The sequence below is a fragment of the Paenibacillus sp. CAU 1782 genome (genome assembly GCF_054551715.1).
In genome coordinates this window covers 91,624-116,859 of the sequence record NZ_JBTOLL010000011.1, presented here as the reverse complement: position 1 = coordinate 116,859, position 25,236 = coordinate 91,624, and the positions used below count along the sequence as shown (strand labels likewise).

The 25,236-nt window shown below is 48.4% G+C and carries 18 protein-coding genes; 8 read left to right on the top strand and 10 right to left on the bottom strand.

Annotated features, from left to right (window positions below; all coding sequences use genetic code 11):
- Positions 1-241 precede the first annotated feature (241 nt).
- Entirely contained in the window at positions 242-3,661 is a 3,420-nt protein-coding gene (locus ACX93W_RS19605) for a CARDB domain-containing protein (RefSeq protein ID WP_459394070.1), read from the top strand.
- Between the two features lie 204 nt (positions 3,662-3,865).
- Here the strand turns inward: ACX93W_RS19605 and ACX93W_RS19600 are convergent, their stop codons facing one another.
- From ACX93W_RS19600 to ACX93W_RS19580, 5 genes are all read right to left on the bottom strand, one after another.
- A complete protein-coding gene (locus tag ACX93W_RS19600) occupies positions 3,866-4,342 on the bottom strand; it encodes a GNAT family N-acetyltransferase (RefSeq protein WP_459394069.1) in 477 nt (158 codons plus the stop codon).
- Between the two features lie 98 nt (positions 4,343-4,440).
- Positions 4,441-4,815, bottom strand: coding sequence for a hypothetical protein (locus ACX93W_RS19595; protein WP_459394068.1), 375 nt, complete (start codon positions 4,813-4,815; stop codon positions 4,441-4,443).
- A 16-nt stretch (positions 4,816-4,831) separates the two neighbouring features.
- A complete protein-coding gene (locus ACX93W_RS19590; RefSeq protein WP_459394067.1) occupies positions 4,832-5,017 on the bottom strand; it encodes a ribbon-helix-helix domain-containing protein in 186 nt (61 codons plus the stop codon).
- An 82-nt stretch (positions 5,018-5,099) separates the two neighbouring features.
- Positions 5,100-5,885: a class I SAM-dependent methyltransferase gene (locus ACX93W_RS19585; RefSeq protein ID WP_459394066.1), complete on the bottom strand. Its 786-nt coding sequence runs from the start codon at positions 5,883-5,885 to the stop codon at positions 5,100-5,102.
- Positions 5,886-6,132: 247 nt separating this feature from the next.
- The gene (locus ACX93W_RS19580; protein ID WP_459394065.1) at positions 6,133-8,973 is read right to left on the bottom strand and encodes an S-layer homology domain-containing protein; all 2,841 of its coding nucleotides are present in this window, start codon (positions 8,971-8,973) and stop codon (positions 6,133-6,135) included.
- Between the two features lie 329 nt (positions 8,974-9,302).
- Between ACX93W_RS19580 and ACX93W_RS19575 the strand changes: the two genes are divergently transcribed.
- The 3 genes from ACX93W_RS19575 (at position 9,303) to ACX93W_RS19565 (ending at position 14,106) form a co-directional block, all read left to right on the top strand.
- Positions 9,303-11,615 carry a helix-turn-helix domain-containing protein gene (locus tag ACX93W_RS19575; protein WP_459394064.1) on the top strand — a complete coding sequence of 771 codons (2,313 nt, stop codon included), beginning with the start codon at positions 9,303-9,305 and terminating at the stop codon, positions 11,613-11,615.
- A gap of 27 nt (positions 11,616-11,642) precedes the next feature.
- Positions 11,643-13,280, top strand: coding sequence for an extracellular solute-binding protein (locus ACX93W_RS19570; protein WP_459394063.1), 1,638 nt, complete (start codon positions 11,643-11,645; stop codon positions 13,278-13,280).
- Between the two features lie 133 nt (positions 13,281-13,413).
- Positions 13,414-14,106, top strand: a complete 693-nt coding sequence (locus ACX93W_RS19565; RefSeq protein ID WP_459394062.1) for a queuosine precursor transporter — start codon at positions 13,414-13,416, stop codon at positions 14,104-14,106.
- A 146-nt stretch (positions 14,107-14,252) separates the two neighbouring features.
- On the opposite strand, the gene ACX93W_RS19560 is transcribed toward ACX93W_RS19565, so the two are convergent.
- From ACX93W_RS19560 to ACX93W_RS19540, 5 genes are all read right to left on the bottom strand, one after another.
- Positions 14,253-14,981, bottom strand: a complete 729-nt coding sequence (locus ACX93W_RS19560; protein ID WP_459394061.1) for a Crp/Fnr family transcriptional regulator — start codon at positions 14,979-14,981, stop codon at positions 14,253-14,255.
- Complete coding sequence (locus ACX93W_RS19555; protein ID WP_459394060.1) at positions 14,953-16,866, bottom strand: heavy metal translocating P-type ATPase; 1,914 nt, start codon at positions 16,864-16,866, stop codon at positions 14,953-14,955. The genes ACX93W_RS19560 and ACX93W_RS19555 overlap by 29 nt, the downstream gene beginning before the upstream one ends.
- A 13-nt stretch (positions 16,867-16,879) precedes the next feature.
- Positions 16,880-17,095 (bottom strand): heavy-metal-associated domain-containing protein, encoded by a 216-nt coding sequence (locus ACX93W_RS19550; RefSeq protein ID WP_459394059.1) that lies wholly within the window; start codon positions 17,093-17,095, stop codon positions 16,880-16,882.
- A 247-nt stretch (positions 17,096-17,342) separates the two neighbouring features.
- The gene (locus ACX93W_RS19545) at positions 17,343-19,229 is read right to left on the bottom strand and encodes an ABC transporter ATP-binding protein (protein WP_459394058.1); all 1,887 of its coding nucleotides are present in this window, start codon (positions 19,227-19,229) and stop codon (positions 17,343-17,345) included.
- Positions 19,226-20,971: an ABC transporter ATP-binding protein gene (locus ACX93W_RS19540; protein ID WP_459394057.1), complete on the bottom strand. Its 1,746-nt coding sequence runs from the start codon at positions 20,969-20,971 to the stop codon at positions 19,226-19,228. The genes ACX93W_RS19545 and ACX93W_RS19540 overlap by 4 nt, the downstream gene beginning before the upstream one ends.
- A 327-nt stretch (positions 20,972-21,298) precedes the next feature.
- Between ACX93W_RS19540 and ACX93W_RS19535 the strand changes: the two genes are divergently transcribed.
- From ACX93W_RS19535 to ACX93W_RS19520, 4 genes are all read left to right on the top strand, one after another.
- Positions 21,299-21,760: a helix-turn-helix domain-containing protein gene (locus ACX93W_RS19535; protein ID WP_459394056.1), complete on the top strand. Its 462-nt coding sequence runs from the start codon at positions 21,299-21,301 to the stop codon at positions 21,758-21,760.
- 834 nt (positions 21,761-22,594) lie between these two features.
- Complete coding sequence (locus tag ACX93W_RS19530; protein ID WP_459394055.1) at positions 22,595-23,530, top strand: LytTR family transcriptional regulator DNA-binding domain-containing protein; 936 nt, start codon at positions 22,595-22,597, stop codon at positions 23,528-23,530.
- 138 nt (positions 23,531-23,668) lie between these two features.
- Positions 23,669-24,514, top strand: coding sequence for an ABC transporter ATP-binding protein (locus ACX93W_RS19525; protein WP_459394054.1), 846 nt, complete (start codon positions 23,669-23,671; stop codon positions 24,512-24,514).
- Positions 24,511-25,212, top strand: a complete 702-nt coding sequence (locus tag ACX93W_RS19520) for an ABC transporter permease (RefSeq protein WP_459394053.1) — start codon at positions 24,511-24,513, stop codon at positions 25,210-25,212. Before ACX93W_RS19525 ends, ACX93W_RS19520 begins: the two co-directional genes overlap by 4 nt.
- Positions 25,213-25,236: the final 24 nt, after the last annotated feature.

The following is a 25,236-nucleotide window of genomic DNA, read 5'->3' as shown; positions in this document are numbered from 1 at the left end:
TCCGACAGACGAAATGCACATCAAGAAAATAAAAATACACCTAATCTTCGTAAAAACGCATCTTTTTCCGTGTGCCTCCTTGTAATAAGCTTATGGTACATCGTGAACGCAAAATACCGAATACGGATCAGGAGGTGTCTTTACACTCAGAGCAGCGGGGGTTAGATTGGCAGCAGCAGTATTTGCGCATTTCAAAATGTAAGCGCTTTATAGTCTGATATCATTTCTTAGGAGGGTGTTTATGTTACCTATGAAAATGAAGAAGCTGCTTCCTCACAATCTGTTCATGATCTGGATGCTTGCAATCACGCTTGTCCTGTCGCAATTGCCGCTATATCCTCCCCTCACTTCGGCAGCCGGCGGCCCCAATCTGGCGCTTGGCAAAACCGTAACCGCAAGCGGGCATGCCGACGTCTATGTCGCCAGCAACGTAAACGATAGTAATCAAAGTACGTATTGGGAAAGCACAAATTATGCGTTCCCCCAATGGGTTGGCATTGACCTCGGCTCCACGGTTAGCATTGATCAAATCGTGCTGAAGCTGCCTCCAAGCTGGGAAGCCCGCACGCAAACATTCAGCGTACAAGGCAGCGTGAACGGTTCAACCTACAGCAATCTCGCCGCATCCGGCAGCTATTCCTTTCATCCAACGGTGAACAATAATACCGTCACGGTTAATTTTGCGGCAAATTCGATTCGCTATGTTCGTTTGCTTTTTACAGCTAATACCGGTTGGCCTGCCGGGCAGCTGTCCGAATTCGAAGTTTACGGCTCAACTATTACACCAACACCGACAGTCACACCTACGCCCACTATTACGCCAACGCCAACACTTGCACCCACGCCCACCATTACGCCAACGCCAACCACGCCGCCCGGAGGAAATATCGCCTTAAACAAACCAATCACGGCCTCCTCCACCGTCCATACGTTTATTGCGGCCAATGGCAATGACGGCAGCTCATCCACGTATTGGGAAGGCGGAAGCAATCCGAGCCAACTCACCGTTGATCTGGGAGCCAACTATAATCTGTCCTCCATTGTACTCAAGCTGAATCCCGCAACAGTATGGAGCACGCGGACACAGAATATAGAGGTGCTTGGCAATACGCAGAGCAATTCGTCGTTCAGCAATCTGGTTGCGGCGCAAAACTATACATTTAATCCCGCTACCGGCAATACCGTTACCATTCCGGTGACGGGAACAGCCAAGTCCGTTCGTCTCCATATTACTTCCAATACCGGCGCTCCCGCTGGGCAAATCGCCGAGTTCGAGGTCTATGGCACGCCTGCTCCCAATCCCGACTTGACGATCAGCTCAATGTCATGGAGTCCTTCCTCTCCGGTGGAGACTAGCGCCATTACGCTAAGCGCCACAGTTCAAAATATCGGCAATCTGGGATCGCCCGCTACAACGGTAAACTTTTACCTGGGCAGCGAGCTTGTTGGTTCCGCGCCTGTAGGCGCCTTGTCCGCCGGAGGTTCGACTTCAGTAAACGCCAATATCGGAACAAAAAATGCCGGCAGTTATACCGTGAGCGCAAGAGTCGACGAAGGGAATGTGGTGTCCGAGCAAAATGAAGCCAACAATACGTACGCTCATCCTTCACCGCTCGTTGTTGCTCCGGTATCAAGCTCCGATCTGATCGCAACAACATCCTGGAACCCCGGCAATCCAAGCGGAGGCAACTCCGTCACGTTCAGCGTCAATTTGAAAAATCAAGGCAACATCGCTTCCGCAAGCGGCGTCCACCCCATTACGGTCGTGCTTAAAAATGGGGCCGGAGCCACCATTCAAACATTCAATAGCTCATACAACGGCACGCTTGCCGCTGGGCAGTCCGTGAACGTAAACGTCGGGACATGGACAGCGGTTAACGGCAGCTACTCCGTGACAACGACCATTGCCGCCGATGGCAACGAAGTTCCCATCAAGCAGGCCAATAACGCATCCACCTCCAGCCTGTATGCGGGCCGCGGAGCGAACATGCCGTTTACGATTCTGGAGGCCGAAGCCCCGGGCAATGCAACAAACGGCACACGGCTTGCACCCAACTTTATTCCTGGCGACTATGCAGGCGAAGCTTCGGGAAGGTCCGCTGTTTTGCTTGACGCAACAGGCGAATACGTGGAATTTACATTGACGGCTCCTGCCAATGCTTTTGTACTGCGCAATGCGGTTGCCGAAAATACGACAGGTACGGTTAGCATCTACGCCAATGGCGTCGATAAGGGCAACTTCACCGTGTCCTCCAAATTCTCCTACGTTTACGCGACGCCAAGTACGCTGGGACGATTGGGATACGACAATTCCCCGGGCGCGGGCTTGACTGCCTACTGGCTGTACGAGGATGCGCAGCTTATGCTGGATCAGGTATATCCTTCCGGCACCAAAATCCGAATTCAGAAGGATGCAGGCGATGTTGCCTGGATTTACGTGGACATGATCGAAACGGAAAATGTCGCGCCTCCTGCCGCAAACCCTGACCCAGCCAAATATGTGGAGGTCTCCGCCTCCAAATCGATTGATCAAGCGTTAACTGAGTTTAGGCAGGATACGTCGAAAAAGGGAATTTTCATCCCCGCCGGAGAATGGGCGCTGAACAACAAAATCTACCTCTACGGGCGCGCTACGGAAATCATCGGGGCAGGGCCTTGGCACACTAAACTTGTCGCACCGCAGATTCAAAGCAACACCGATATCGGATTCAACATCGGCTCCACCGCAAACGGCTCCACAATCAAGGATTTGTCCGCATGGGGCAACTACATCTACCGGGTCGACGGCCCGGGCAAGTTCATTGACGGAAACGGCATGCAAAATGTGACGGTACAAAACGTATGGGCGGAGCATTTTGTCTGTCTCTATTGGGGCGTAAATTCCTCCTATAATACGTTTAAGGACAATCGGATCAAAAATACGTTTGCGGACGGCATCAATATGACAAACGGCTCGTCCTACAACCTGCTCGAAAACAACTATTCCAGAGGCGCCGGCGATGACGCGTTTGCGCTGTTCAGCGCTATTGATTCAGGCGGCTCCTACAACGTTGGCAACATCTACAGAAACTTGACGGCCACAAACGTCAGGCGCGCGGCGGCTTTTGCCGTGTACGGCGGATCGGGCAACCTGTATCAAAATCTGTACGGCGCGGACACGCTTACGTACCCGGGCCTGACGATCAGCAGCCTTAGCTTCGGCTACAATACGCTTGGCTTCGGCGACGAGGATACCGTGATCGACGGTTTAACGCTTGACCGTACGGGCGGCGACTTCTGGACCAGCGTTGGCGCGGACGACAAAATCAATGACTACCAGAATTTCGGCGCCATTTGGTTCTTCGGCGGCGACAGAGCCTTCAAAAACGTTGTTGTACGAAACGTCGACATTAACAACCCGGTCTATTTTGGCCTCATGTTCCAGTCGATGTCGCCAAACAACATCCCGATGCAGAACGTTCGCATCGAAAACGTCAACATCAATAATCCGTCGCGATATGGCATCAAGCTGGTTGTGCGCGCCGAGCAGGGCCAAGGTCCGGCATTCGGCGGGGCGAGCTTCACCAACGTGAAGATCAACAATCCCGGCCTTCAAGCAATTTACGGCGAGGGCCAAAGCCCGAATTTCTCGGTAACGCGCGTATCGGGCAACAACTGGTAACATCGCTGGCTGACATGTCCGGTGAGAAATAGCAAAAAAATCCCCGCTGCTAAACATCCTTTCAGATGTTCAACAGCGGGGATTCACTTTTGTTAGTCAGCTTGTGAATGCCAGTTAAATGGTAAATGACACATGTAAAGGAGGATCGGGACCACAGCCGCACGGCCATTTCCAGCATCTCTTTTGTCCAATAGTTGTTTGTTGCTAAAGCGGCAAAACCGTAATGCACTCCCCGTTGAACACTTCGCCGTTATCCCGGAAGCCAAAGCTTTCATAAAGCCTTTTGGCGGCGAGATTGTCCGGCTTATAAGGAATCCAGCAGCACTGCGCCGGACCTGCAGGGAACGTGCGGATAAACTCCATTATTTTCGCCATGGCCTGCCGTCCATAACCCTTGTTCTGATGCGCCTTGTCTATCATCAAACGTAAAATACAATAGTTGTCCGCCGCAAACGACGGTTCATCGTAACCGGTTATACCATACACCAGCATCACAAACCCGACCGGCTGCTCATCCGCATAAATGATCAGAGGAAAAGGATGTCCTCCATTGGTTGCAAGGACGTAACAGGAAGCCACGCTGGACAGATTGGATGCGACATATTGCCGCTGCTCCTCCGTTACCTCCAGGTTAAACATGGCGCGCCGGTTTTCCAGCGTTATCGTTCTGAGCGTAATCATAGGTACCGTCTCCTTCATTCTTTAGGCCATTGCGCCGCGGTCGCATCATTAACGATACCCATTTATTGAAAAAAGATATAGACTGATATTGAATTTTTTTATAGACTATTATGTATCCATGCCATTTTTAGGGGTGCGGATTTTTTTCTTCCTGATCCCGACGTAATCGTGAGCATTAGTCCCTCCCGTATTTCCAGGCAGATCCACTCATCGTCGCATTTTCGAACAATATCGTAAAAATACCGCGCCGGTACAACAATAGCTCCGCTTCTGCGGACGGTCACGGCGTTATCCCTTTGCGGAATTCTGTATTGAATGCTCATGCTGGAGCTGTTCCCCGTAACAACCAGTTCATCCGGTAATGCCTGAATGTGTATTCCCGTCAGAATGGGGTACGGGCTATTCGTAGAGACGGCCCTTAACACGAGCTGGAGCGCTTTTACAAGGTAATCCTTCGTAATTGAAACCAACACGGCTTTTGCTCCCCTCCTAGTGGGATGACGAATAATAGGACTCCAACATTTGGCGAAGCGCCTCAGAGCGAGATAGTTGATGGGTAGCGCAATGCTTCTCCAGCTTTCCCCATATCTCCTCCGTTAACGTTAAAGAAACCTTTTTCGTAACGCCGATGCTTTTTCTGCCCGCGCCTTCCGGAAGGCCTCCTTTTGATGACAAAAAGCCAAGCTGTCCTTCTTTATTGGACACTCTACGAAAAAAAGGCCATCCTGACGGATAGCCATCCTATGATCAACTACTATTAGGTTGCTTTTGCCTGAATGAAATAATAAGAGCCTGTCGTTTTTATGCCTTTATCGTTCCCATGCTTTTGAAATTGCGAAACGATTTCATCGAAGCATTGCTCTCTTACATATTGCCTAAAACCATCGCTTTGCCCGAAACACACCAGTTCAAATACATCCTCCGGCGTCGGTATCCATCCGCTTTCCCGCCATACCGATTGCTCGATAACGACAAGGCCGCTATCTTCCAATCTTTCTTGAATCCGATCCAGAATCGGAGTGCCGACAGAAGGTGGAGAAAATAACCCCGGAAAACAGCTTGCGAGCGTAGCGTCTTCCTCGCTTTGGTCACCGGGATGGAACAGGATAAGCGTACCGTCCGGCTTAACCACTCTGTTTCCTTCCTTGTACCAACTGGTCGGCCCTTTTTTCGTGTAAGCGATATCAAAGCAATCATCGGGAAAAGGCAAACCATCGTGTGTGTATCCCACAACAAATGTAGCATTTGAACTTCGGTTTTGATTAGCGGTTGCAATAAATCCTTCTGTCATGTCATACCCGATGATCTCCTCCGCAAGGCTTGCCCATTGAGCCGCATATTCTCCATGTCCGCAGCCCATATCAAGCACCTTCCCATGAATCAATGAAGCAAGTCTTTCCGTCAACCGATTTTCGGCGGATGGCCCATCATAGACATAGTTCCAGGTGTATTCATATTTCCCCGTCCTCGCCGCTAGTTGATTGCACCAATCCATGGTCTGCCCTCTTAAATAATAACGATGCTTGGTCAAATCCGGAAACATGTGTCGCAAACACCTCCATCATGAAATTTTGCATGCCAGAATTACCAATATACAGAAATTCTCATAAAAAGTATAGACTTATATTTAGTGGCGGATTTATAATTATATGCTTTTCACCTCACTATATCTCCAAAAAAGCAAAGGGCTGTCCGAAAAGTCAAGTGGAAGTAATGAATATTCAGCAGAGAGGACCGGTTTTGCTGAATATTTATTCACCGTACTTTTCGGACAACCCCTTAACTCATCTTTAGTTTACCGCCACCACTCGCGCAACGATACGATTGGCTTCATAAGTAAGGCTTACGTTATAACCGTCAGCCATTACGGAATTGAATTGACCTTTCATTTTACCTGCTGTAATCAAAGTAATGGTCGCGGAATCCTCGATGTTAAGGTTAGAGAAGTCCAGATTCAGATTTCCGCCGTCCAGGTACAAGGTTCCAGCCACATTCACTTGATTGTTTTCCTGATCCATTGCCAGCTTTAACGTTCCCGCATTCATCGTGAGATTGCCCGCAATATTCAAAGCGCCTGTAGCACGAACTTCAACGGTTCCGTTCTCGACATAAAGATCGCCTTGGCCAAACGCGCTTGCGGATTCAGCGATCAACGTTCCGCCTTCCAGCAAGGTTCCTCCTGTATAGGTGTTGTTACCTGTCAAGGAAAGCGTTCCGGTTCCTTGCTTGGTAAGCATGCCGCTGCCGCTAATATGATTTCTCCACCAGTCGCGCGCATGGAATCTTCCTTTGGAAGCGTCCATGTTCACCGTTACATTGTCCAGGAACGCACCGTATCCGTCCGCTGCCATAACCAGGTCGATTCTGCCCCAGCCATTGGATTCATCGATTACCGGGTAGCCGGAATCCAGCTCTGTTGTGTACAACACTTCTCTGCGCTGCTCAGCCGTCAGATACGGCTGGCGCATTTCCAGCAGAACCTCTGCTCCTTCAGGCACAACAGGAGCCAACCCTTTTTCGCCGGTTTGCGGAATGCCCGACGTCATTTTTTCACGATACAAAGCTTTGTTGGCTTCAAGGTTTTCCCATCTTGCAGGACCGTATGCACTCTCAAACGTATATGCATCGGTTACCGCGTGAGCATAGTCGTACAAGCTCATATTTTTAGCTTCCGCCAATGCGCCAAAAACCTCGCCCGTGTTCTGATAGGCGTTCTCCAGAATCTCACGGTTTTCGGGCTGATTTAGCGCATATGCAACCATCGCCGTAGCTTGAATTCTTCCGCCGATGACATCAAACGGGGAATGCATGCCGGTTACGATTCTATTTTCGCCATATTGAGCGGCCCTTGTTAAAAATTCGGAGAACCGTTCCGGAGTAGCGATGGCAAAACCAAACGAGGACAAATACCCCGCGCTTGTATGTCCGCTTGGAAAGGCTCCGTCTTTGCCTGCGCCATCCTCGGCGATTCTTCTTACATATTGAAGGGCGGGTATGATTTCGACGTTTGTTTCATATTGTTGATAGTTTCTTTTCCCTGTTGCTTTTGTGCCGCCCGTCGACAATGCTTCTTCGGCTTTTGCGCCGCTTCCGATGGATGTCCACACCGCTAGTCCATTGGCGTCTACAACTTCCTTAACCTCTCCAAGGGAATTCATTCTCCAAGGTCTTGGCGAAGAGTAGAAATATTTGGACGGATTTGAGGACGCCGGTATTCTAAACCGGAACAGATCGATTAGCTTCACCATATCCGCAAGCTCGGTATTTTGCCAGTTGGCGCCGATTCCCTGGCTTTCGTCCTCCACTGTTTCCTCTTCCAACACAACATTCATCTCGCTGATGTCCCGTTTAACAGCTGTGGTCGCACCAACCGTATCGACATATTTATTGGCCAATGGCCCTAGCGCATCCATGACGCCATAAATTTTATCCCGTTGGTCATCGTAGTAGGCCGCCAGCGCTTCCTCATCCGTCCGATTTTGCGTTACGTCTTCTACATACTTGATATTCGCAACCCATGCTTCCGAATTTCGGATCTCAACATTGGCAAACGCTTGTTTGTCTGCTACAACCGCAGCCGCATTATTTTTATAGCCGTCATAGTAGACATCGGGTCCGTCTCCATAATTTGCGACTCTACCGCTTGCTCCAATTATGGTAGCTGCCGTTCCGTCCGTCCAGCTTGGCTGATTCAGGGACCAGACTTTATCGAAGCCGCCAAGAATGTTAATAAACGGATTTGTTGCCGCGATATTTTTCAATGTGCCATCAGCGGCATTTTGTCCATTTTTAACTGCAGGCAATGGATAGGTCACATCAGGAACCGGAACGTTCAGCTCGTTTGTCGTTCCTACTGGTTTGGATGGTTTGGTTACCGTAGGAGTTGACGTTCCAGGATTCACGACCGGGGGATTAACGACCGTGCCCGGAGCCGGCGTAGCGGATGCGGTTGGCTCAGGCTCCACTTCGGCTTCAGGAGTTGGCGTTGGCGTTACCGATTCCTGATAATCCAAAGCGTTATCCAATGCGGCAACAGCTTCCGCACGCGTAATTTGTTTCAGCGGTCTAAACGATTGATCGCCAAAGCCGTTCATAATATCCGCGCCGGCAACCGCTCCAACATATCCTTTGCTCCAAGCGGCAATAGACGCTGCATCGATAAAGGCATTAGCCGCTTCCTCATCCAATTCCAATTCATTTATCGACGCTATAATTTTTGCGGCTTCTTGACGTGTAATCGGATTTTGCGGCCGGATCGTATTATCGCTATAACCGTTCATATATCCCGCTGCGCGGGCTATCGCTACCGCCTCGTAATACCACGCATCCTCAGGGACGTCAGTAAAGCTGATTTCGGCTTCGGCCGTATATTTATAGGAGGCATTCACCAAGCTCATGAATTCTGCTCTGGTCATTTGTTTGTCAGGTTTAAACGAACCATCCTGGTAGCCTCTGATCAAGCCCTCATCGATCCACTCTTGAATTTTCGCCTCTGCCCAGTGTCCTTTAATGTCGGAGGTTTGACCTGCCTGATTGGCGGCGAAGCTATCGCCGTTAAACGTTGGGCTTACAATAGATAGCGCAACCAGCAATGCCACTGCCTTTTTTACTTTTGTAACTCTCGACAACATGATCCTCTCCTCAACAATTATGGTTTTCTTCTGCACCGCCGAAATGATCAAGCCAATCTGATCATCCTTCTGACCGGTACGGTGCAACTGTAGCATGGGAGGGGCCTGGCATCTATACAACGATTTCCGCTTTATATCATTTTCGTATCATTTGCTCTAAAAACATTCGCCATATATTAAGGAATTGTGGAGAATAGTCCAGCTAGTCCAATAACCACGCGATGAATAGGCTTCATTGTTAAAATATGATGAAGGCGCTCGCTCGCCTCGCAGCTATAGTATAATGACTTCGTTCATGATTACCGCCTTAGGGTGAAGGAGGTAGAGGGATGCGAAATCCGTTTCAGTCCGTACGTTCCAAGCTGGCATTTTCCTATCTCATCATTGTGCTTGTCATCGCGCTTCTGCTCAGTTCAATCTTCTATCTCGTCTACTCTCATCAATACAGAGAAGAAATCACAATCAACAAACAAATGATGCTGAACAATACCGTTAATTATATTGAATCCTCCATCATTCAGCGCGTCGATCAAATCTATTTGTCCATTGCATTGGGAAGTCCCGTCTCGATTGATTTGAATTCCGTTCAAGGAAATCACAGCAAAATTATGGACATCCAGGAGCTGCTCAAAAAACAAGTAGCAAGCCATTCCGATCTGATCCAAGGAATTCATCTGTACCACGCTAAAGACCGTTACATGATTTCCTCCGTCCACGGCTTGGTGCTGGATATAAACGCCCCTTCCATGAACAGCACCGCGACCGATTGGATTAAAGCGATGAAACAGTCCGATAAAAACTCGTTATGGATGGAAACCCGCAAGGTCCCTCAAGATGCGTTCACCGAAATATCGGATGAAAGCAGCATGAGGCCTTTAATTTCCTATGTCCATGGCTACCCGTTTCAATCTTCGGGAAAAGACAGCAAAATCATGATTGCAATCGACATCAAGGAGTCTGCTCTCAGCGGGATTATACAGAACATGAACCCTGCCGGATATGATCTTACGTACATCGTGAACGAGCATGGAACCGTCATCTCCGCCGCAGATAAATCCATGCTGGGCAGTCCGGCAGAGGATCATGATTTCATTCAATCCTTGATTTCCTCTGGCGCTCCAGCCGGAAGCTTCACGCAAACGCTGGATCAAGAAGCCTATGTCGTTTCCCATGATCAATTGGCGGGCACCGGGTGGACCATTTACAACACGACACCGATCAAAACCTTCTATTACAAAATGAATGGCCTGAGGGAAGGCGTGCTCCTTCTTTGTTTGCTGGCTGTTGCAGTAGGCATCGCGCTGGCCTCCATTTTCACGGCAGCCGGCTACAGCCCTTTAAAGCGGATTATGAATACGATCAGGCATCGCTTTGACAGTCCGGCAGGGGTCAAGCTGAATGAATACCGGCTTATTGATTCCGCGCTTCTTAACCTGTCCGATAAAGTGGATAATCTGGAAGAAACGCTGCTGGCCAATCACAATATCATTAAACATAACATTGTGCTGAATATGCTGAACAACCGATTTACGCCGGAGGAGCTGAAGGAACAGCTTCAATCGGTTCAAGTGTCGACAGACTACTCCCGCTTCCGTTGTATCGTTATCGATCCGGTCAGCGAAAAGTGGAAAGGACTCCCGCCGAGGCAAATTCAGCATACGATGTATAGCCTCATTCAGGGGATCAATGACGCCAAGTTTATGGGTACCGGGCTGCTTGCGGAGGAGCTGCAGGATCACAAAATGGTGGTAATCCTCTGTACCAACCAACCGGACGATGGGTTATCCCAACAAATAACAAGCTTTATCCTCGACGAAGCAAAAAGCAAATTCGATTTGGATTTTGTTTTATCGCTAGGCAGTTGGGTTCAGCAGCTCGCGGACATCCATTCCAGCTATCGCGAAGCCAAAACGTTGATTCGCTATAGCTATTTCTATCCCGCTTTGTCGGTCATTCAGGATCTTGCCATATTACACAGGGAAACCAGCACCCTCGAAATTTCTGATTCCTACCTGGTGAACTTTGAGAAAAAGCTACAGGCAAGAGATCTGAAAGGCAGCGTTCAAGCCGCAGAGGATTTGATAGCCGCAATTGCAGAAGGCCTTTATTCCGCCGAGTATAGCCGTATTATGCTTTTAAAAGTGGTCACCGTTTATTCGGACTGCATCAGCCAGGTTCGCTGGCAGCCTGACGAAGGCAGCTCCGTCAATTTGTACAAGCAGTTTGCTTCGATCTACAGGATCAACCACTATGCCGAATGGATCATCGAACGGGTAACTGCATTCCTTGCGCATATGGAGAAACGCAGCAAAGAAAGAAGCAACGATACGATTACGGCCGTCAAAGCCTATATTTCCGGGCATCTTTCGGGGGACCTCTCTCTCGAAAATGTCGCCAGTCTTGTGTTCATCAGCCCTAAATATCTCAGCAAAATTTTCAAAGAAGAAACGGGTATCGTCTACTCCGAATATGTCACAGCTCAACGAATGGAACGGGCGCGCGAGCTTATGGCACAGCAAGACTTGACCGTTGAGCAGGTCGCCAGTACAGTCGGTTATCGCACCCCTGCTTATTTCATCAAAAAGTTTAAGGAAATCCACGGCTGTACGCCAGGAAAATTCATGCGCGGCGCGATGAGCTGATCTGCAGCTATCGGGGAAGGAACGGATATGAATCTCCATTTTTCAAAAGCCCGAGCTATTGCAGTTGCGGCTAGTATTCTTATCGCAGTGTTCATAAGCGGTTGTTCGGTTGCAGACAAGGATGGATCGCCACTGCAGCAATCTCTCCACACTGCTCCGCCTAAGGAAGCTGCAAACGAACCCGCCTACACCATTTCGTGGACGCTGCATCAGAACGCCCCAATTCCGGAAGATGCGGAAATGATCAAATATATCGAAGACAAATTTGGCATCAAGCTGGATATATGGAATCTGGAGAACAAGAACTATGAGGAACTGCTGGACTTAAAGCTGGCCCAGGGAGGAAGCCCAAACCTGTTCCGGATCAGGCAGCCTTACGATCTGCTCAAATATAAGACGCAAGGGGTATTGGCGGAAATCCCGGAGGATGTGCTTGAAGAGCATGCGCCTAACATTGTGCAGCGAATTCGCAGCTACGATCCCCGCTACCTGGAATATGGGAAAATAGACGGCGTTTTGTATGGCATTCCGGTCATCAATCAAACCAACAGGTATCGAATCCCTGTCGTTTATCGGGAGGATTGGCTGGAGAAGCTGGGCCTTCACATCCCGGAAACATTGGATGAATTCGAGGCAGTCATGTATGCATTTGCCAATGATGATCCCGACGGGAACGGCAAAAAGGATACCTACGGCTTATCCAAGGAAGGTTTGAATATCGTGTTTGGCGCTTTTGGACAGGCCGTTTTTACCGAACAGCTCTACTTCTCGGAGAAGGACGGCCAGCTCGTCATTGGCGCTTTGGAGCCCGAAATGAAGGAAGCGCTGGCCTATTTGCAAAAGTGGTATCGGGACGGAATCATTGATCCCGAGTTTATAACGGGTGAAAATAAAGGCGGCTACAAGCATTTGTCCCATGCTTTTATCAATGGCAGAATCGGGATGACCTCCATGGGCAACTACTACCATTGGACGCAAAAAGGCGACTATGTCACGGTTGATGACAATGGCAAGGAAATCACGACCCCTGCTTTATTTAATGTGCAGGAGCTTTTGCAAAGGAACGCAACCGCAAACATTGTATTCGGACCTCCGGTTACCGGTCCTTATGGGCAAAGCGGTTCAAAGGCTTATAATGTGCTGATGAGCTTTATTGCCATCGGAGCCGATACGGTGAACGAGCCGGGGAAATTGGAGAAAACCTTGGAAGTGCTGGACTACGTCAGCGCAAATCCCGATCCCGTGGAGCAGATCCAAATGGAATTTGGCCTGCAAGGAAAACACTGGGACTGGACCCGTGAATCCACTGGCGAGTTCCACATTCTTCCTCCCTATAACAAAATGAAGGATTACACCAATACGATTGGCTCCACTATTGGCATGACGGTTCCCGGGGAGCTTTCCAGCCGACGTGAGAAGTGGGCCGCAACACTGGGCCTTGACGAGCATGGCATCTACAATAGCCTGGAGGTAGCCACCCCCTCCTTGATTCAATTTGCTCCTGAGTTAATAAATAGTAGAGACAAGGCGTATATTTCGATTATTACCGGCGACGAGCCCATCCACTATTTTGATACGTTTGTCCAGGAATTCCTGAATGCAGGCGGAAAACAGATTTTGCTTGAGTCCAATGCACAAGGAGCCAATCCGCAAGCTACACCTTAAAAGGACAACTTTTTCTTTTCAACGGGGTGAAAAGCTGTTAGGATAGTGTCTGTGCTTTTGCAGTCCTGTCTGCTCTTGCAGTCGCGGTTCGAAACTATCCCGCGTTACCAAAACTATAGGAGGCTTTTTTGTTATGTTCAATTTCTTTTGGGGCATTTTGTTTATGCTCGTCCATTTTGGCCTGTTTCTGCTGTGCTACCGCTTTTTCGGCAAAAAGGGGCTGTATGCCTGGATCGGTTTTGCCACCGTTATCGCTAATATTCAGGTAGCCAAAACAATAGAGATGTCCATCGGCACGTTCGGTATCGTCATGACGTTGGGCAATACGATCTACACCTCCATCTATATGTCGACGGATTTGCTTAATGAGAGGTACGGCCAGAAAGCGGCCAAGCAAGCCGTTTGGTTTGGTTTTTTCACGCTCATCTCTTCGACGATTTTGATGCAAATGACGCTTGGTTTTGTTCCGCAAGCGGAAGACTTTGCCCACGAACCCATGAAGGTATTGTTCGGCTTTCTGCCCCAGGTGGCAGCCGGCAGCATGTGCGCGTACTTTGTCAGCCAGTTTCTGGACGTACGGGTTTTCAGCTATCTCAAGAAAAAATTCCCGGTGCGCAACCAGTTCTGGATTCGGATCAACGGAAGCTCGCTGGTCAGCCAATTTGTCGATTCGCTGGTGTTTTGTACAATCGCGTTCTACAAAATCCATTCCTTCGATATCTGGATTCAAATTTTCCTGACCACCTACCTGCTGAAGCTGCTCATTTCGTTCCTGGCCACGCCGGTGCTTTATTGGGCAAGGAATATGAAGATTAACGAGGATTAACTCTTCGCAGGCAAAAAAAGCCCATGACTAATTCAGGCTGTCGAGACTTTCTCGACAGCCTGAATGCATGAAAAGGGGGCTTCTATGGACAGGCAACATCATTTGCTAAGTATACCTCGAATTTCCCATCTACGTGTTCCAATGTTCTATTCATTCAATTGGCTAAGACTGTCCTGATCAACAATGATGATTTGACGTTGGCCAACGAGCTTGATCCACCCTTGTTCCTGAAAAAAGGCAAGCTTGCGGCTCAGGCTTTCCTGCGTTGTCCCGATCATAACGGCTAAATCTTTTTTACTTACGGGCAGTAGCAACACGTTGTCCTCGTGGCGCTCCTTCTGTTGATCATGCAGCATTACCAGCAGATTTTTCGCAATTCGCTGCTCCACATCATAAAGAGTAAGCTGTTCCAATTGATCCTCGGCCGTTTCGATACGTTCCGTATACTTTTCAAGGAACTTGATAGCAATCTGAGGTTTTCTGAGCATGAGATCATTGATAACCTTGCCTCGTATCAGGCAGATCTCTGTAGGTTCCAATGCTTCGGCCGTGTTTGTTAATACCGCATGGCTGAATAAAGAAAGCTCCCCCGTGAAATCGCCGGGGCTCAGTATGCGCACAATCTGCTCCTTGCCCGAGGGGGAGAAACGAGATATTTTCACGCTGCCCCGATGAACGATCCATAAATTTGCCGAGGAATGCCCGGGGGAGAAAATGGTCTCGCCTTTTGCATATTGCCTGCTGTCGGCGGCATTCATCACCTCTATCTTCTCCTCAGGCGATAACATATCCAGAATCGGCACATTATTAATGCACAATGCCGGAGACTGATCCTCGGCATCGCGATTATTTGCTTGATGATGATTGCATTCCATGACGAATTCCTCTATTCCTATTGTATAGATGCTGCCTAGCCGTCCTGCCCCGATAGCGTGTTAAGCGCATCGCATTCATAATAACGAACAATACGCTTAATTCATGGACGAGCATGCCGGAGGCCATAAACACATGTTTAGTCAACACGCCAATGAGCAAAATAGCGACAACGGCTACAGCAAAATAAATGTTTAGCACCATATTAGTCATTGTAGCACGGCTAAGTCCCAGGGCGTAGGGAAGGTTAGCCAGACGATCCGACATAAGCACAACATCGGCCGTTTCGATTGCGGCGTCGGTTCCCGACCCGCCCATCGCTATGCCTACATCGGCAATGGCCAAAGCGGGAGCATCGTTTACGCCGTCGCCAATCATCGCAACGATGTATTCCTTTTGCAGCGTTTGTAAAACCTTGACCTTATCCTCAGGCAGCAGCTCCGCATAACATTCATCTATGCCAAGCGCACGCGCGATCGCCGCGGCAGCGCGTTTATTATCGCCGGTCAGCATGACCACCTTTTTGACCCCGGACTTTTTCAAGGTATCCACAAGTCCAAAGGCATCCTCTCGTAAAACGTCAGCAATCGAAATCAGCCCCAATAGCCTTTTATCATCAGCAACAAAAACGACGGTTTGCGCTCCATGCTCCTCGCCAGACACGTAATGGGCTGCCTCTTGATGCAATGAAATGCCGCGATCCTCCATTAGCTTGCGGTTTCCGATATATAGCTTCACTCCTTCAACCGTGGCAGCTATCCCTTTGCCGGGCAACGCCTGAAACTCTTCTGCGGGAACAAGCGCGGGTGCAAGATTCGAGGACGCTTTTGCAAGAATGGCTTTGGCCAAATGATGCTCCGATGCATATTCTGCGCGCGCTGCAATTGACATTAGCTTATCCTCATCCATGCCAAACGCCCGGATTGCCGTAACCTGCGGTTTGCCGACGGTCAGTGTTCCCGTTTTGTCAAAAGCGACCACTTGAACCTTTCCCGTCCGTTCTAACGTATCGCCGCCTTTAAACAAAATCGCCCTTTTAGCGCCGTTCCCGATTCCCGCTACGATAGAGACCGGAGCGGAGATAACCATAGCTCCCGGGCAAGCAATGACCAGCAAGGTTAACGTTAATTCAATATCTCTTGTAAAGAGATATACGGAAATTGCCGCGACAAAAATAGCTGGCGTATAATAGCGAGCGAATTTTTCGATAAACTTCTGCGTTGGCGCTTTCGCTTCCTGCGCTTCTTCAACCAGACTCAGAATGCGGGCGAACGTTGTGTCGTCGCCTACCTTCTCCGACCTAATTTCCAAATATCCGTGCTCAATGACGGTTCCACTGAATACTTTCGTATTCTTTCCTCTGCTGACCGGAACACTTTCCCCGGTAATAGCCGCCTGATTGATGGTGGCTTTCCCTTTGACAATTACGCCATCTACCGGAATGCTTTCGCCGGGACGGACTAAAACAACATCTCCCTGAACGACCTCATCAGTCGGCACCTTCATCTCAATCCCGTTTCTCATAACCGAGGTTATGGCGGGTGCCAGATCCATCAGGCTTTTTAACGATGCGCGAGTTTTTTCGATTGTCCGTGCTTCCAAGTAGGAGCCAAAAAGAAAAAGAAAGGTAACAGCCGCCGCCTCCCAATATTCCCGGATCAGAATAGCCCCGATGATAGCTGCCGTAACGAGTGCTTCGATCCCTACGATCCGATATCTTATAGCTTGAATGGCATTTTTCATGATGGGATATCCTGCATAGAGGGCAGCTGTAATCATCGCCATATCAGAGAATAACGCCATCGCATTCCATAGCTTCAGCAAAAAAGATACCGCGATCAGCAGCCCGGCAATCACAATAATCCTTTCCTGTTTCTTTCTGGACATGATATATCTCCCCCTATTTTATGCTTAGAATATGAAAGCCTAGGCCGCTTATCACTTTACCAACGCCAGCAGCATCTACAATCATTTCATAATGGTTCACCTTTACCTTACTTGCGGTAAAAGACACCTTCACCTCGGCAATGCCTTCCTTTTTGGTTAACGCTGTTTCAATTTTTTTAATGCAGCTGGGACAAGTCAATTGCTCTAATTGAAAGGTAGTTGTTGTCATTCCAAATCCCCCTGGAAAAATCATGTTTTATTGTTGCTGCCCTCAGTATAGATGGGATTCCACTTAATTGATTTGACCTGGATCAAATTTGAAAAATGATTCATCCCTCAAGATAAGAAAAAGCGACCGCAGCTTGAGGGAAATTCAAAAACCGACAAAAAAACGCATCACCATGAAGTTGAATCCTCATGACGATGCGTCTATAGCAAGTATTTCAAAATTAACGGTTATTCGTTTTTAAAGCACGTCAACTCTTACTTTCAACCAGCTTTTCCTCGGGGGTTTCTTCCCCCTGCCATAAAAGCCTCATTTCTTCGCTTGTCGCCAGCAGCTCGGACAAGCTGCCTTCCGCTTCGATCCGGCCGTCCTTCAAGACGATGATATGATCGGCTTTGGACAGGGCGGCCCTTCTGTGGGATACGGCGATACAGGTCATATCCCGCTCCTTGAACAAGCCATCCCATACCTTCTGCTCGGTCTCCACATCAAGCGCGCTGGACAAGTCGTCAAAAATATACAGATCGGCGCCTGTCATCAGCATGCGGGCAGTCGCGGCCCGCTGAATCTGTCCGCCGGACAGCATGACGCCTCTTGGGCCAACGGCCGTTTCCAAGCCATTGTCCAGATCGCAAATATCCTTATCCAGAACGGATAATGCAATTGCGCGTTCAAGAGCGGCCTCGCTGTCCTTCTTGCCTACCGTTATATTTTCTCTCAGCGTATCGCTGAACAAGCGCGGGACCTGCGGCGTATACGCGGTATACGGCGGCATCAGAAAACCCGCCGGGTCAACCTCTTGGCCGTTCCAGGTAACACTCCCCTGTTGCTTGGGCAACAGCCCCAGCAACGTCCTTACCAGCGTGGATTTACCCGAGCCGATTCGCCCGGTGATAACAAGGAACTGGCCCCGCTTCAGTCTGAGATGAATATTTTGTATTCCGTTGTCCGAATTGGGATACTGGTAGCTTAAGTCTTTTGCTTCCAGTTCCCGCAGCTTGTCTCCTGTGCCTTGCAAGGATTCCGGCTTAGAGGTTGCAGCCGTTGAGATTGCAGACCTTGAGGTTGCAGATTTTGAGGTTGCAGACCTTGACTGTTCTCCCCCCGGCGTTTCGCCTCGTGATATCACGGGCAACGGAGGCGGGTCCTTATGCAAATAAGTCTCCCGATACTCCATAATACGGTCCTCTTCACCGGCTCTGAACAGCATCCGCATCCGGTCGAACGAAACCTTGAGCCGCTTATGCTGGAACACCATATAACCGAATAACGAGATGCTGTAGCCAATATTCATCAAATAGCTTGAAAATAGCGCAAAGTCGCCTACCGTAAATTGCCCCGCCTTCATCTCCGACGCGCACATGAGCAAAACAAGCCCGGTACTAATGCTGAGCACATGCTGACTGAGCGATTTCATCCATTGCTTGAACAAATCATCCTTAAGTGCCGCCTGACGGCGAGTTTCGTTCAATTGTTCGAAACGTTTGGAGACATTCTCCACCGCCTGCCCAAGCTTCAAGGTCTGCACGGCCCCAAAGGTCTCCGCAATAAAACTCGTTACTTTCCCCGTTGCTTCGCGATTTTGTTTCCCGTAGCGGCGAGCGCGGTTTCCCGATAAGTTGTTGATCAGAGTTACCAGCGCGAACGGCAGCAGCGCAACAAGCGTAATCTGCCAGTTAATTGAAGCCATAATCCAGACTGACAAGACGGCAAATACGAACATTCCCCAAAAATCGACCCATGATTCCACATACTCAACGGCTTCATTAACATCGTCCCGAAATCGGCTCATCGCTTCGCCGGGCGTTGCCGGAAGATTCCTTCCGGGCCAGCGCATAATACCGGCTAGCATGTTACTTCGCAAGATCGCTTGAATGTGATAAATATAAGTAATCCACTTATAGAATGCCGCGAAAAAAACGCCGACTCTGGCAAGTCTGACAAACCCGATAAACACGAGCGGAGCAGCAAGCCACATAAACTCCGAGCCTTCGATAGCTACTCTGTCAAAAAAAAGCTGAACTCCGAGGCCAATTAACAGCGGAAGCGAATGAAAGGCACACCATAACAGACCATTCACTAGAAATAAGGCTAATCTGAATCGAAAAAGCTTACCGATAAATCTGGTGATTGTCATGCAAGCTCCTCCTCTCGTCCGCTTTGAAGCAGTCTGGCATAATGCGATGCCGGATTTCCAGCCAGTTCTTTTCTCGGGCCAAACTCCAATAGCTGGCCGTCGCCTATCACCATTATTTTATCCACCTGCTCCAAGGTAGCCAGTCGATGCGCAATAATAACACCCGTGCTTTGCTGTAACAATTGATCCACCCCGGCTTGCAGTATCGCTTCAGTCGCAGCATCAAGACGCGAGGAAGGTTCATCCAGAACGATCAGACTCGGCTTGGCAAGAAATACTCTGGCAAGCGCGAATAGCTGAGCTTCTCCAGCCGACAGCGAAGAGCCGCTTGCCGACAAATGTGTATCCAAGCCTTCCGCTTGAGCCAAAATCCAAGGACTCAGACCCAGTTGCTGTATGGTCTCCATAATCGTTGCATCCGGCACGTTACCGTTGAACAAGGTTAAATTGTCTCGCAGAGTCCCATCAAACAGTTGAACATCCTGCGTCACCATGCCCACCCGGCGATACAGCGCAGGCAAAGTAAGCTTCGTAATATCGGTTCCGCCGATGCGGATAACGCCGCTGTCCAGATTGTATAGGCGAAGCAATACTCGGCTAAGACTGGACTTCCCGCTGCCCGTGCGTCCGATAATGCCTAAGCGCTCTCCCGGCATAAGCGAAAACGAAATATTTTGCAGAACGGGTTTATCCTTATTGTAGCTAAAATAGACCTGGTCAAACTCCAAACTAAGAGCGCCTTCTGGAAGACTGTTATCTTCTCCGTCATTGATTTCCGTTTGCTGAGAAAGCAATTCCCGCGAACGAAGCATGCCCGACTTGGCCTTCTGGAATTCCTGCACCTGATCGCCAAGCCTTTCAATGGGGTCATTCAGCATTTGCGTATATTGATAAATCAAATACAGCATGCCCAGGCTGATTTCGCCTCGCATATAGGAGCGTACGCCGAGCAGCATCACAGCCGTCACCGCTAGCGTAAATAAGGCAACCGTCACATTCCATGGTACAACCCGAAGCATCCAGGCTTTTCTGCCTTTGAGAAAGACGGTTCGCATAGACCTGTAAAATCGATTCATGACATAAGGGACATGCCCGTTGGCCTGCACGTCTTCAATACCCGCAATTCTCTCTTCGATCAAGCCGAACAATGAGGCGCTTGCTTCGCGATCGTTTTTGGAAGACTGAACGCCCACATTACGGATAATCATCATCCCCAGAATGGACAGGAGCGTAAACGCCGTCATCACAATAGCAATGGGAACGTTAACCGTAAACATAAATCCAAGAATGCCGGCGAGCAGCACGAAGCTCCCGATGACTTGCACAATAAACATAGAAAAGAAATTAGATATGCTCGACACATCTCCATCAATTCGCTCGATCATTTCGCCCGGCGTCTTCTGGTTATGGAATTTCATATCAAGTCGCAGACAATGCTTGAGCAAATCGCCGCGAAGCCGATTTGTCGTGCGCCAGGACACATCACTCCCCAAGTAAGTGACCGCAACCCCCATCGTCTGATTAACAATAGCGATTACAAGAAAAATAGCCGCAAGCTCCAGTAATTGAGCCATGCCCCCGCTCCCTGCCGCGGCATCAATAAAGCGTTGTATGACTTGTGGATTTATCAATTGCAGTCCTGTTGATCCAAGCAGCAGAATAAATAGCAGGAAGATCCGCCCTTTTACCGGCTTCAAATAACGCAACAACCAAAACATAGAGACTTTCTGCTGGTCAGCCATGGTGTCTCCCCCCTTCTCACTTACAACCACAATAAATAGTCTAGACGATGTTCGACCCCGCTGCCAGATATAAAACAGTTATAATCGAACTCCCTCGGAAATTGAAGAGGTTCACTGGCTCGTCCAAACGTGTACAATACTCTTTAATCAGAGCCCGCTATTTTCGCCGGAATATAACATTCTGAAATTACGTGGGTGTTGAAATCAATCAAGGGGCAGCATACGGTACTTTTTAGCCCAAAACAAACTTTTGATTACATCTATACGTTTACAAAGGTAACAATAGGTACTATAATGTAATCAAACGAACAATGGAGGTGTTAGGAGATGGCTGATTTATTAACCGTAGATCAATTGGCCCAGATGCTCGACATGCACCCTAGAACGATCAGAAGATACATCCGAGAGGATCAACTTAAAGCAACAAAGGTTGGAGGCGAATGGAGAATCCGGAAGGAGGATGCCGAAATGTTCATTGGCAGTAAGCTGGACGAAATCAAGTCAGATGCGATGGACGACATTCAAGCTTTTATTGAAGGAAAAGACAGCGTGGTTGAGGGACAGCTTCAGGTGTGTACGATGCTGGATTGTTACGTCGGAACGCAAGAAGCCGTACAAATCTCCGAGGTCATCATGAGGCATATGAATCAACCGGATCCGTCCAGAGGAAAAGCGAAATTCCAATATTTCTTCGATGACAATGAACAAAAGGGTCGGTACATCATCTGGGGAACGCCAACCTTTATCGGCAAAGTCCTCTCAGCAGTTGGCGAAGCCGCACAGAAATAAACCAGGCGTTACGGGCTCTAGACTGCTGCTTACGCCAGGGGTTGCCCGATATTGCGATAGAAACTGCCTGTTCTTGTGATCAGGACTTCCCGTTCTTGCGACAGGGACCGCCTGTTCTTGCGCTAAGGGCTACTCGTTTTTGTGATCAGGGCTTTCCGTTCTTGCGATTAGGCTGCCTGATATTGCGCTAAGGACTGACCGATTATCCGTCAGGGATGCTTACTCCTTCCCACTAACCTAATAAACAAAATCAAAACCACCTCTAACGGCCATTTTTGTCCATTACAGGTGGTTTTTTGGTACTTCTGCATTTCTAATGGACATCCATGTCCACTACAGTAAAGAAAACACATCATACATGCTCTTTTAGAGGTGTAACGGACAAATCCGTCCATTACAATTGAAAAAAGCAGTTTTTGCCCTTCTAGTGGACATTTTTGTCCGTTAAAGTTTCTCCGCTTGAGCTCTCTCGCTAGAGTTTCTCCGCTTGAGCTCTCGTTAGAGTTTGTCCGCTGGAGCTTCTCGTTAGAGTTTGTCCGCTGGATTTGCAGCGCCTGACCTAGCTATATACTCTAGCTATGTAATCTGCCATAAAACCATGCCTCCTATCCAACCGACCTCCAACCCAACCATACCGCGTTATAACCATTCCTTGAATCTCAATCCCAAGAAGGTATACTAGCAGCGACGTATCTTCGTTAAGAATTAAGTAGAGCATATATCCCTCTTCTTACAGCTCTTTTTCAATTGCCTCATTTCCCATAACTGACAAAAGAGGCTTCCGACCGTATAATTGTTTCATATATCCTTATGAGGAATGATCAGGAGGACGACATGCAATTTCAACCAGTGTACAATGACGGAGAAGTATTTCTTCCAAAAATAGAATTACCTATGACATGCAACCAAACCGTTGGCGTCATAACGGACTTGAAACGAAGGCAGTTTCTAATGAATCAATTAACGGACCACTCCAGCTATTATTTATTCTGGGTTCAACAAGACGAATATCCCCGGTTAACCGTGGAAGAGCTCATCTCTTTTTTAATCAACGTATCGGAGCGGAATGAACGCGCCGCCCAGTTATTGGAGTATTTTGCTATAAAAGAAGAACGGAAGGTGAAAATCAAGGACCTCAGCCCTTCGAAAAAAATGTATGTGACTTTGCTGCGCGTCTATTTTGCGCATCAGCCTACGCTTGTTTTGGAGGAGCCCTATTTCTTTCTGGAGGAAGGGGATCGCCGTCAGTTCAAGCGGATTTTAGATGACCTTTCGAGGGAAAAGCAAATCCTCATTTTAACCTCCAATTTAGAGGATGCCCTCATTTCCTGCGATGTCATCTATCGATTGAATGAGCTTGACTTTCATCCCCTGGATATTCAGGACACAGAAGAGGACAAGCAGGAAGCGCAGGAACAAGATTCGGCCAATATCACCCTGCAGAAGATTTATACCAAAAGAAATGGAAAAGTCATTTTGTTCAATCCGCCCGAAATCGATTTTATCGAAAGTGTAGAAGGGACGATTCTGGTCCATGTGGATGGTGAAAATTATGACTGCGCTTTGACGCTGACCGAGCTTGAGCAGAGATTGGCCAATTTCGGATTTTTCAGATGCCATCGCTCCTACATTGTTAATCTGCAAAAAATAAGAGAGATCATTACATGGACAAAAAATAGCTACAGCCTGCGATTGATTACCGGCAAAGATGCCGTAGTTCCGTTATCGCGAACAAAATTGCAGGAATTAAAAACGCTACTGAACCTTTAATGCCGTCACAGAAGGCGGCTCAGTCAATCATTTCAGGGTACAGTTCAGCGCAAAACAGCTACATTTCAGCCGATTTTGATCGATGAATGCCTATATTCCCTATATAGTTAAGTCATCAACTCTAAGGAAGTGGTGTTCATGGCTGTTATTCAAGTCGATCATATTCGCAAAACATTTGGACATAAGGATGCGCTCTCCGATGTGTCTTTCTCGATTCCAAAGGGAGAAATTTTCGGTTTTTTAGGACCAAGCGGCGCTGGAAAAACAACCTTAATCAAGCTATTAACGGCTCAGCTTAATCCCACAAGCGGACACGTATCTGTATTGGGCGAGCCGGCGGAAATGATGCAGCAATCTCGTCAGAAGAAACGTTTTGGCATTTTGACAGATAACAGCGGTCTATACGAGAGGTTGACGATAGAGGAAAATCTGGAGCTTTATCGCCAACTATATGATCTTCCGGAATCCTCCATTGACAAGGTGCTGCAATTTGTAAACTTGAGCGGAGAGCGCAAAAAGAAATTCAGTCAATTATCAAAAGGAATGCGTCAACGCGTCCTGTTGGCATCCGCGATTATCCATGAGCCGGAATTATTGTTTCTGGATGAGCCTACTTCGGCATTGGATCCGGTAAACACGGCGCATATTTATAAAGGCCTGCGCTATTTAAACGAAAAAGGAACAACGATTTTTCTAACGACGCATGATATGGCTGAGGCAGAATTGCTGTGTAATCGGGTAGCCATTCTGTATCAGGGCCAAATCCAAACGATCGGCTCGCCAAAGGAGCTTAAAAAGCAGCATCGGGAAAACATCATCCTTGTCGAATTAATCAATGGAGAAGCACACGAGCTTCCGATCAATGACGTAACGGCCGACAAAATAGCTCATTGGATGAAATCGGGTTTAATCGACCGCTTAGAGACGAAAGAGCCCACCTTAGGCGATATTTTTATCAAAATGACAGGAAGTGAGCTGCTATGAATATCTCATTAAAACGCGCGCGAGCGATATTCGTGAAGGATTACAAGGAATTTTCGCGTAATTACGCCGTTTCCATTTGTCTCGTTTTCCCTATTGTATTTGCCTTTATTTTTCGCGACTCCGGCACGCCCGTGGCGTTTGGTTTTCTTCTCAATTTTTCGTTCGTCATCGTGACATGTTTAGTTCAAGCCTGCTTGATTGCGGAGGAAAAGGAGCGCAACACGCTGCGATCCTTAATGATGACTCCGGCCAGTACCGGGGATGTTTTGATCGGCAAGAGTTCGTTAGCTTTTGTCATGTCGGCGGTTGTGCTGGCTATTACGACGTACCTTGTGGACTATCAGCCTGCCAGCCTGTGGGCATTTGTCGTTGCCGTCACGCTATCCATTATTCTGTACACGGCAGCCGGGACGATCTGTGGCTTATACTCCAAGTCGGTGCTTGAAGCATCGTTATCCGTGCTTCCCGTGGCGGCAATATTCACTGGAGCGACCGGGGGAGCGCTTCTGGTGGATCGTTACCCGATCTTTAAAGTGTTGGATTATATGCCAAGCAGCCAGCTCGTTCATTTGCTGGATTTGTCCTCTGGCTATACGACGGGGGACGTGCTGAAGCCCCTTCTCATTATTTTGGCATGGACGCTTGTTTTATGTATTGTAGCGATCATATTGTACCAACGCCGGTTGAAAGATGAATAAGAATAGTAAACAATAATTTTTTCG

Bases quoted from the DNA above. Each gene is read 5' to 3' on its own strand.
- ACX93W_RS19540 (WP_459394057.1), bottom strand. From the start codon at position 20,971: ATGGCTGACCAGCAGAAAGTCTCTATGTTTTGGTTGTTGCGTTATTTG.
- ACX93W_RS19570 (WP_459394063.1), top strand. From the start codon at position 11,643: ATGAATCTCCATTTTTCAAAAGCCCGAGCTATTGCAGTTGCGGCTAGT.
- ACX93W_RS19605 (WP_459394070.1), top strand. From the start codon at position 242: ATGTTACCTATGAAAATGAAGAAGCTGCTTCCTCACAATCTGTTCATG.
- ACX93W_RS19575 (WP_459394064.1), top strand. From the start codon at position 9,303: ATGCGAAATCCGTTTCAGTCCGTACGTTCCAAGCTGGCATTTTCCTAT.
- ACX93W_RS19545 (WP_459394058.1), bottom strand. From the start codon at position 19,229: ATGACAATCACCAGATTTATCGGTAAGCTTTTTCGATTCAGATTAGCC.
- ACX93W_RS19565 (WP_459394062.1), top strand. From the start codon at position 13,414: ATGTTCAATTTCTTTTGGGGCATTTTGTTTATGCTCGTCCATTTTGGC.
- ACX93W_RS19535 (WP_459394056.1), top strand. From the start codon at position 21,299: ATGGCTGATTTATTAACCGTAGATCAATTGGCCCAGATGCTCGACATG.
- ACX93W_RS19585 (WP_459394066.1), bottom strand. From the start codon at position 5,885: ATGTTTCCGGATTTGACCAAGCATCGTTATTATTTAAGAGGGCAGACC.
- ACX93W_RS19600 (WP_459394069.1), bottom strand. From the start codon at position 4,342: ATGATTACGCTCAGAACGATAACGCTGGAAAACCGGCGCGCCATGTTT.
- ACX93W_RS19530 (WP_459394055.1), top strand. From the start codon at position 22,595: ATGCAATTTCAACCAGTGTACAATGACGGAGAAGTATTTCTTCCAAAA.
- ACX93W_RS19525 (WP_459394054.1), top strand. From the start codon at position 23,669: ATGGCTGTTATTCAAGTCGATCATATTCGCAAAACATTTGGACATAAG.
- ACX93W_RS19555 (WP_459394060.1), bottom strand. From the start codon at position 16,866: ATGTCCAGAAAGAAACAGGAAAGGATTATTGTGATTGCCGGGCTGCTG.
- ACX93W_RS19520 (WP_459394053.1), top strand. From the start codon at position 24,511: ATGAATATCTCATTAAAACGCGCGCGAGCGATATTCGTGAAGGATTAC.
- ACX93W_RS19550 (WP_459394059.1), bottom strand. From the start codon at position 17,095: ATGACAACAACTACCTTTCAATTAGAGCAATTGACTTGTCCCAGCTGC.
- ACX93W_RS19560 (WP_459394061.1), bottom strand. From the start codon at position 14,981: ATGGAATGCAATCATCATCAAGCAAATAATCGCGATGCCGAGGATCAG.
- ACX93W_RS19580 (WP_459394065.1), bottom strand. From the start codon at position 8,973: ATGTTGTCGAGAGTTACAAAAGTAAAAAAGGCAGTGGCATTGCTGGTT.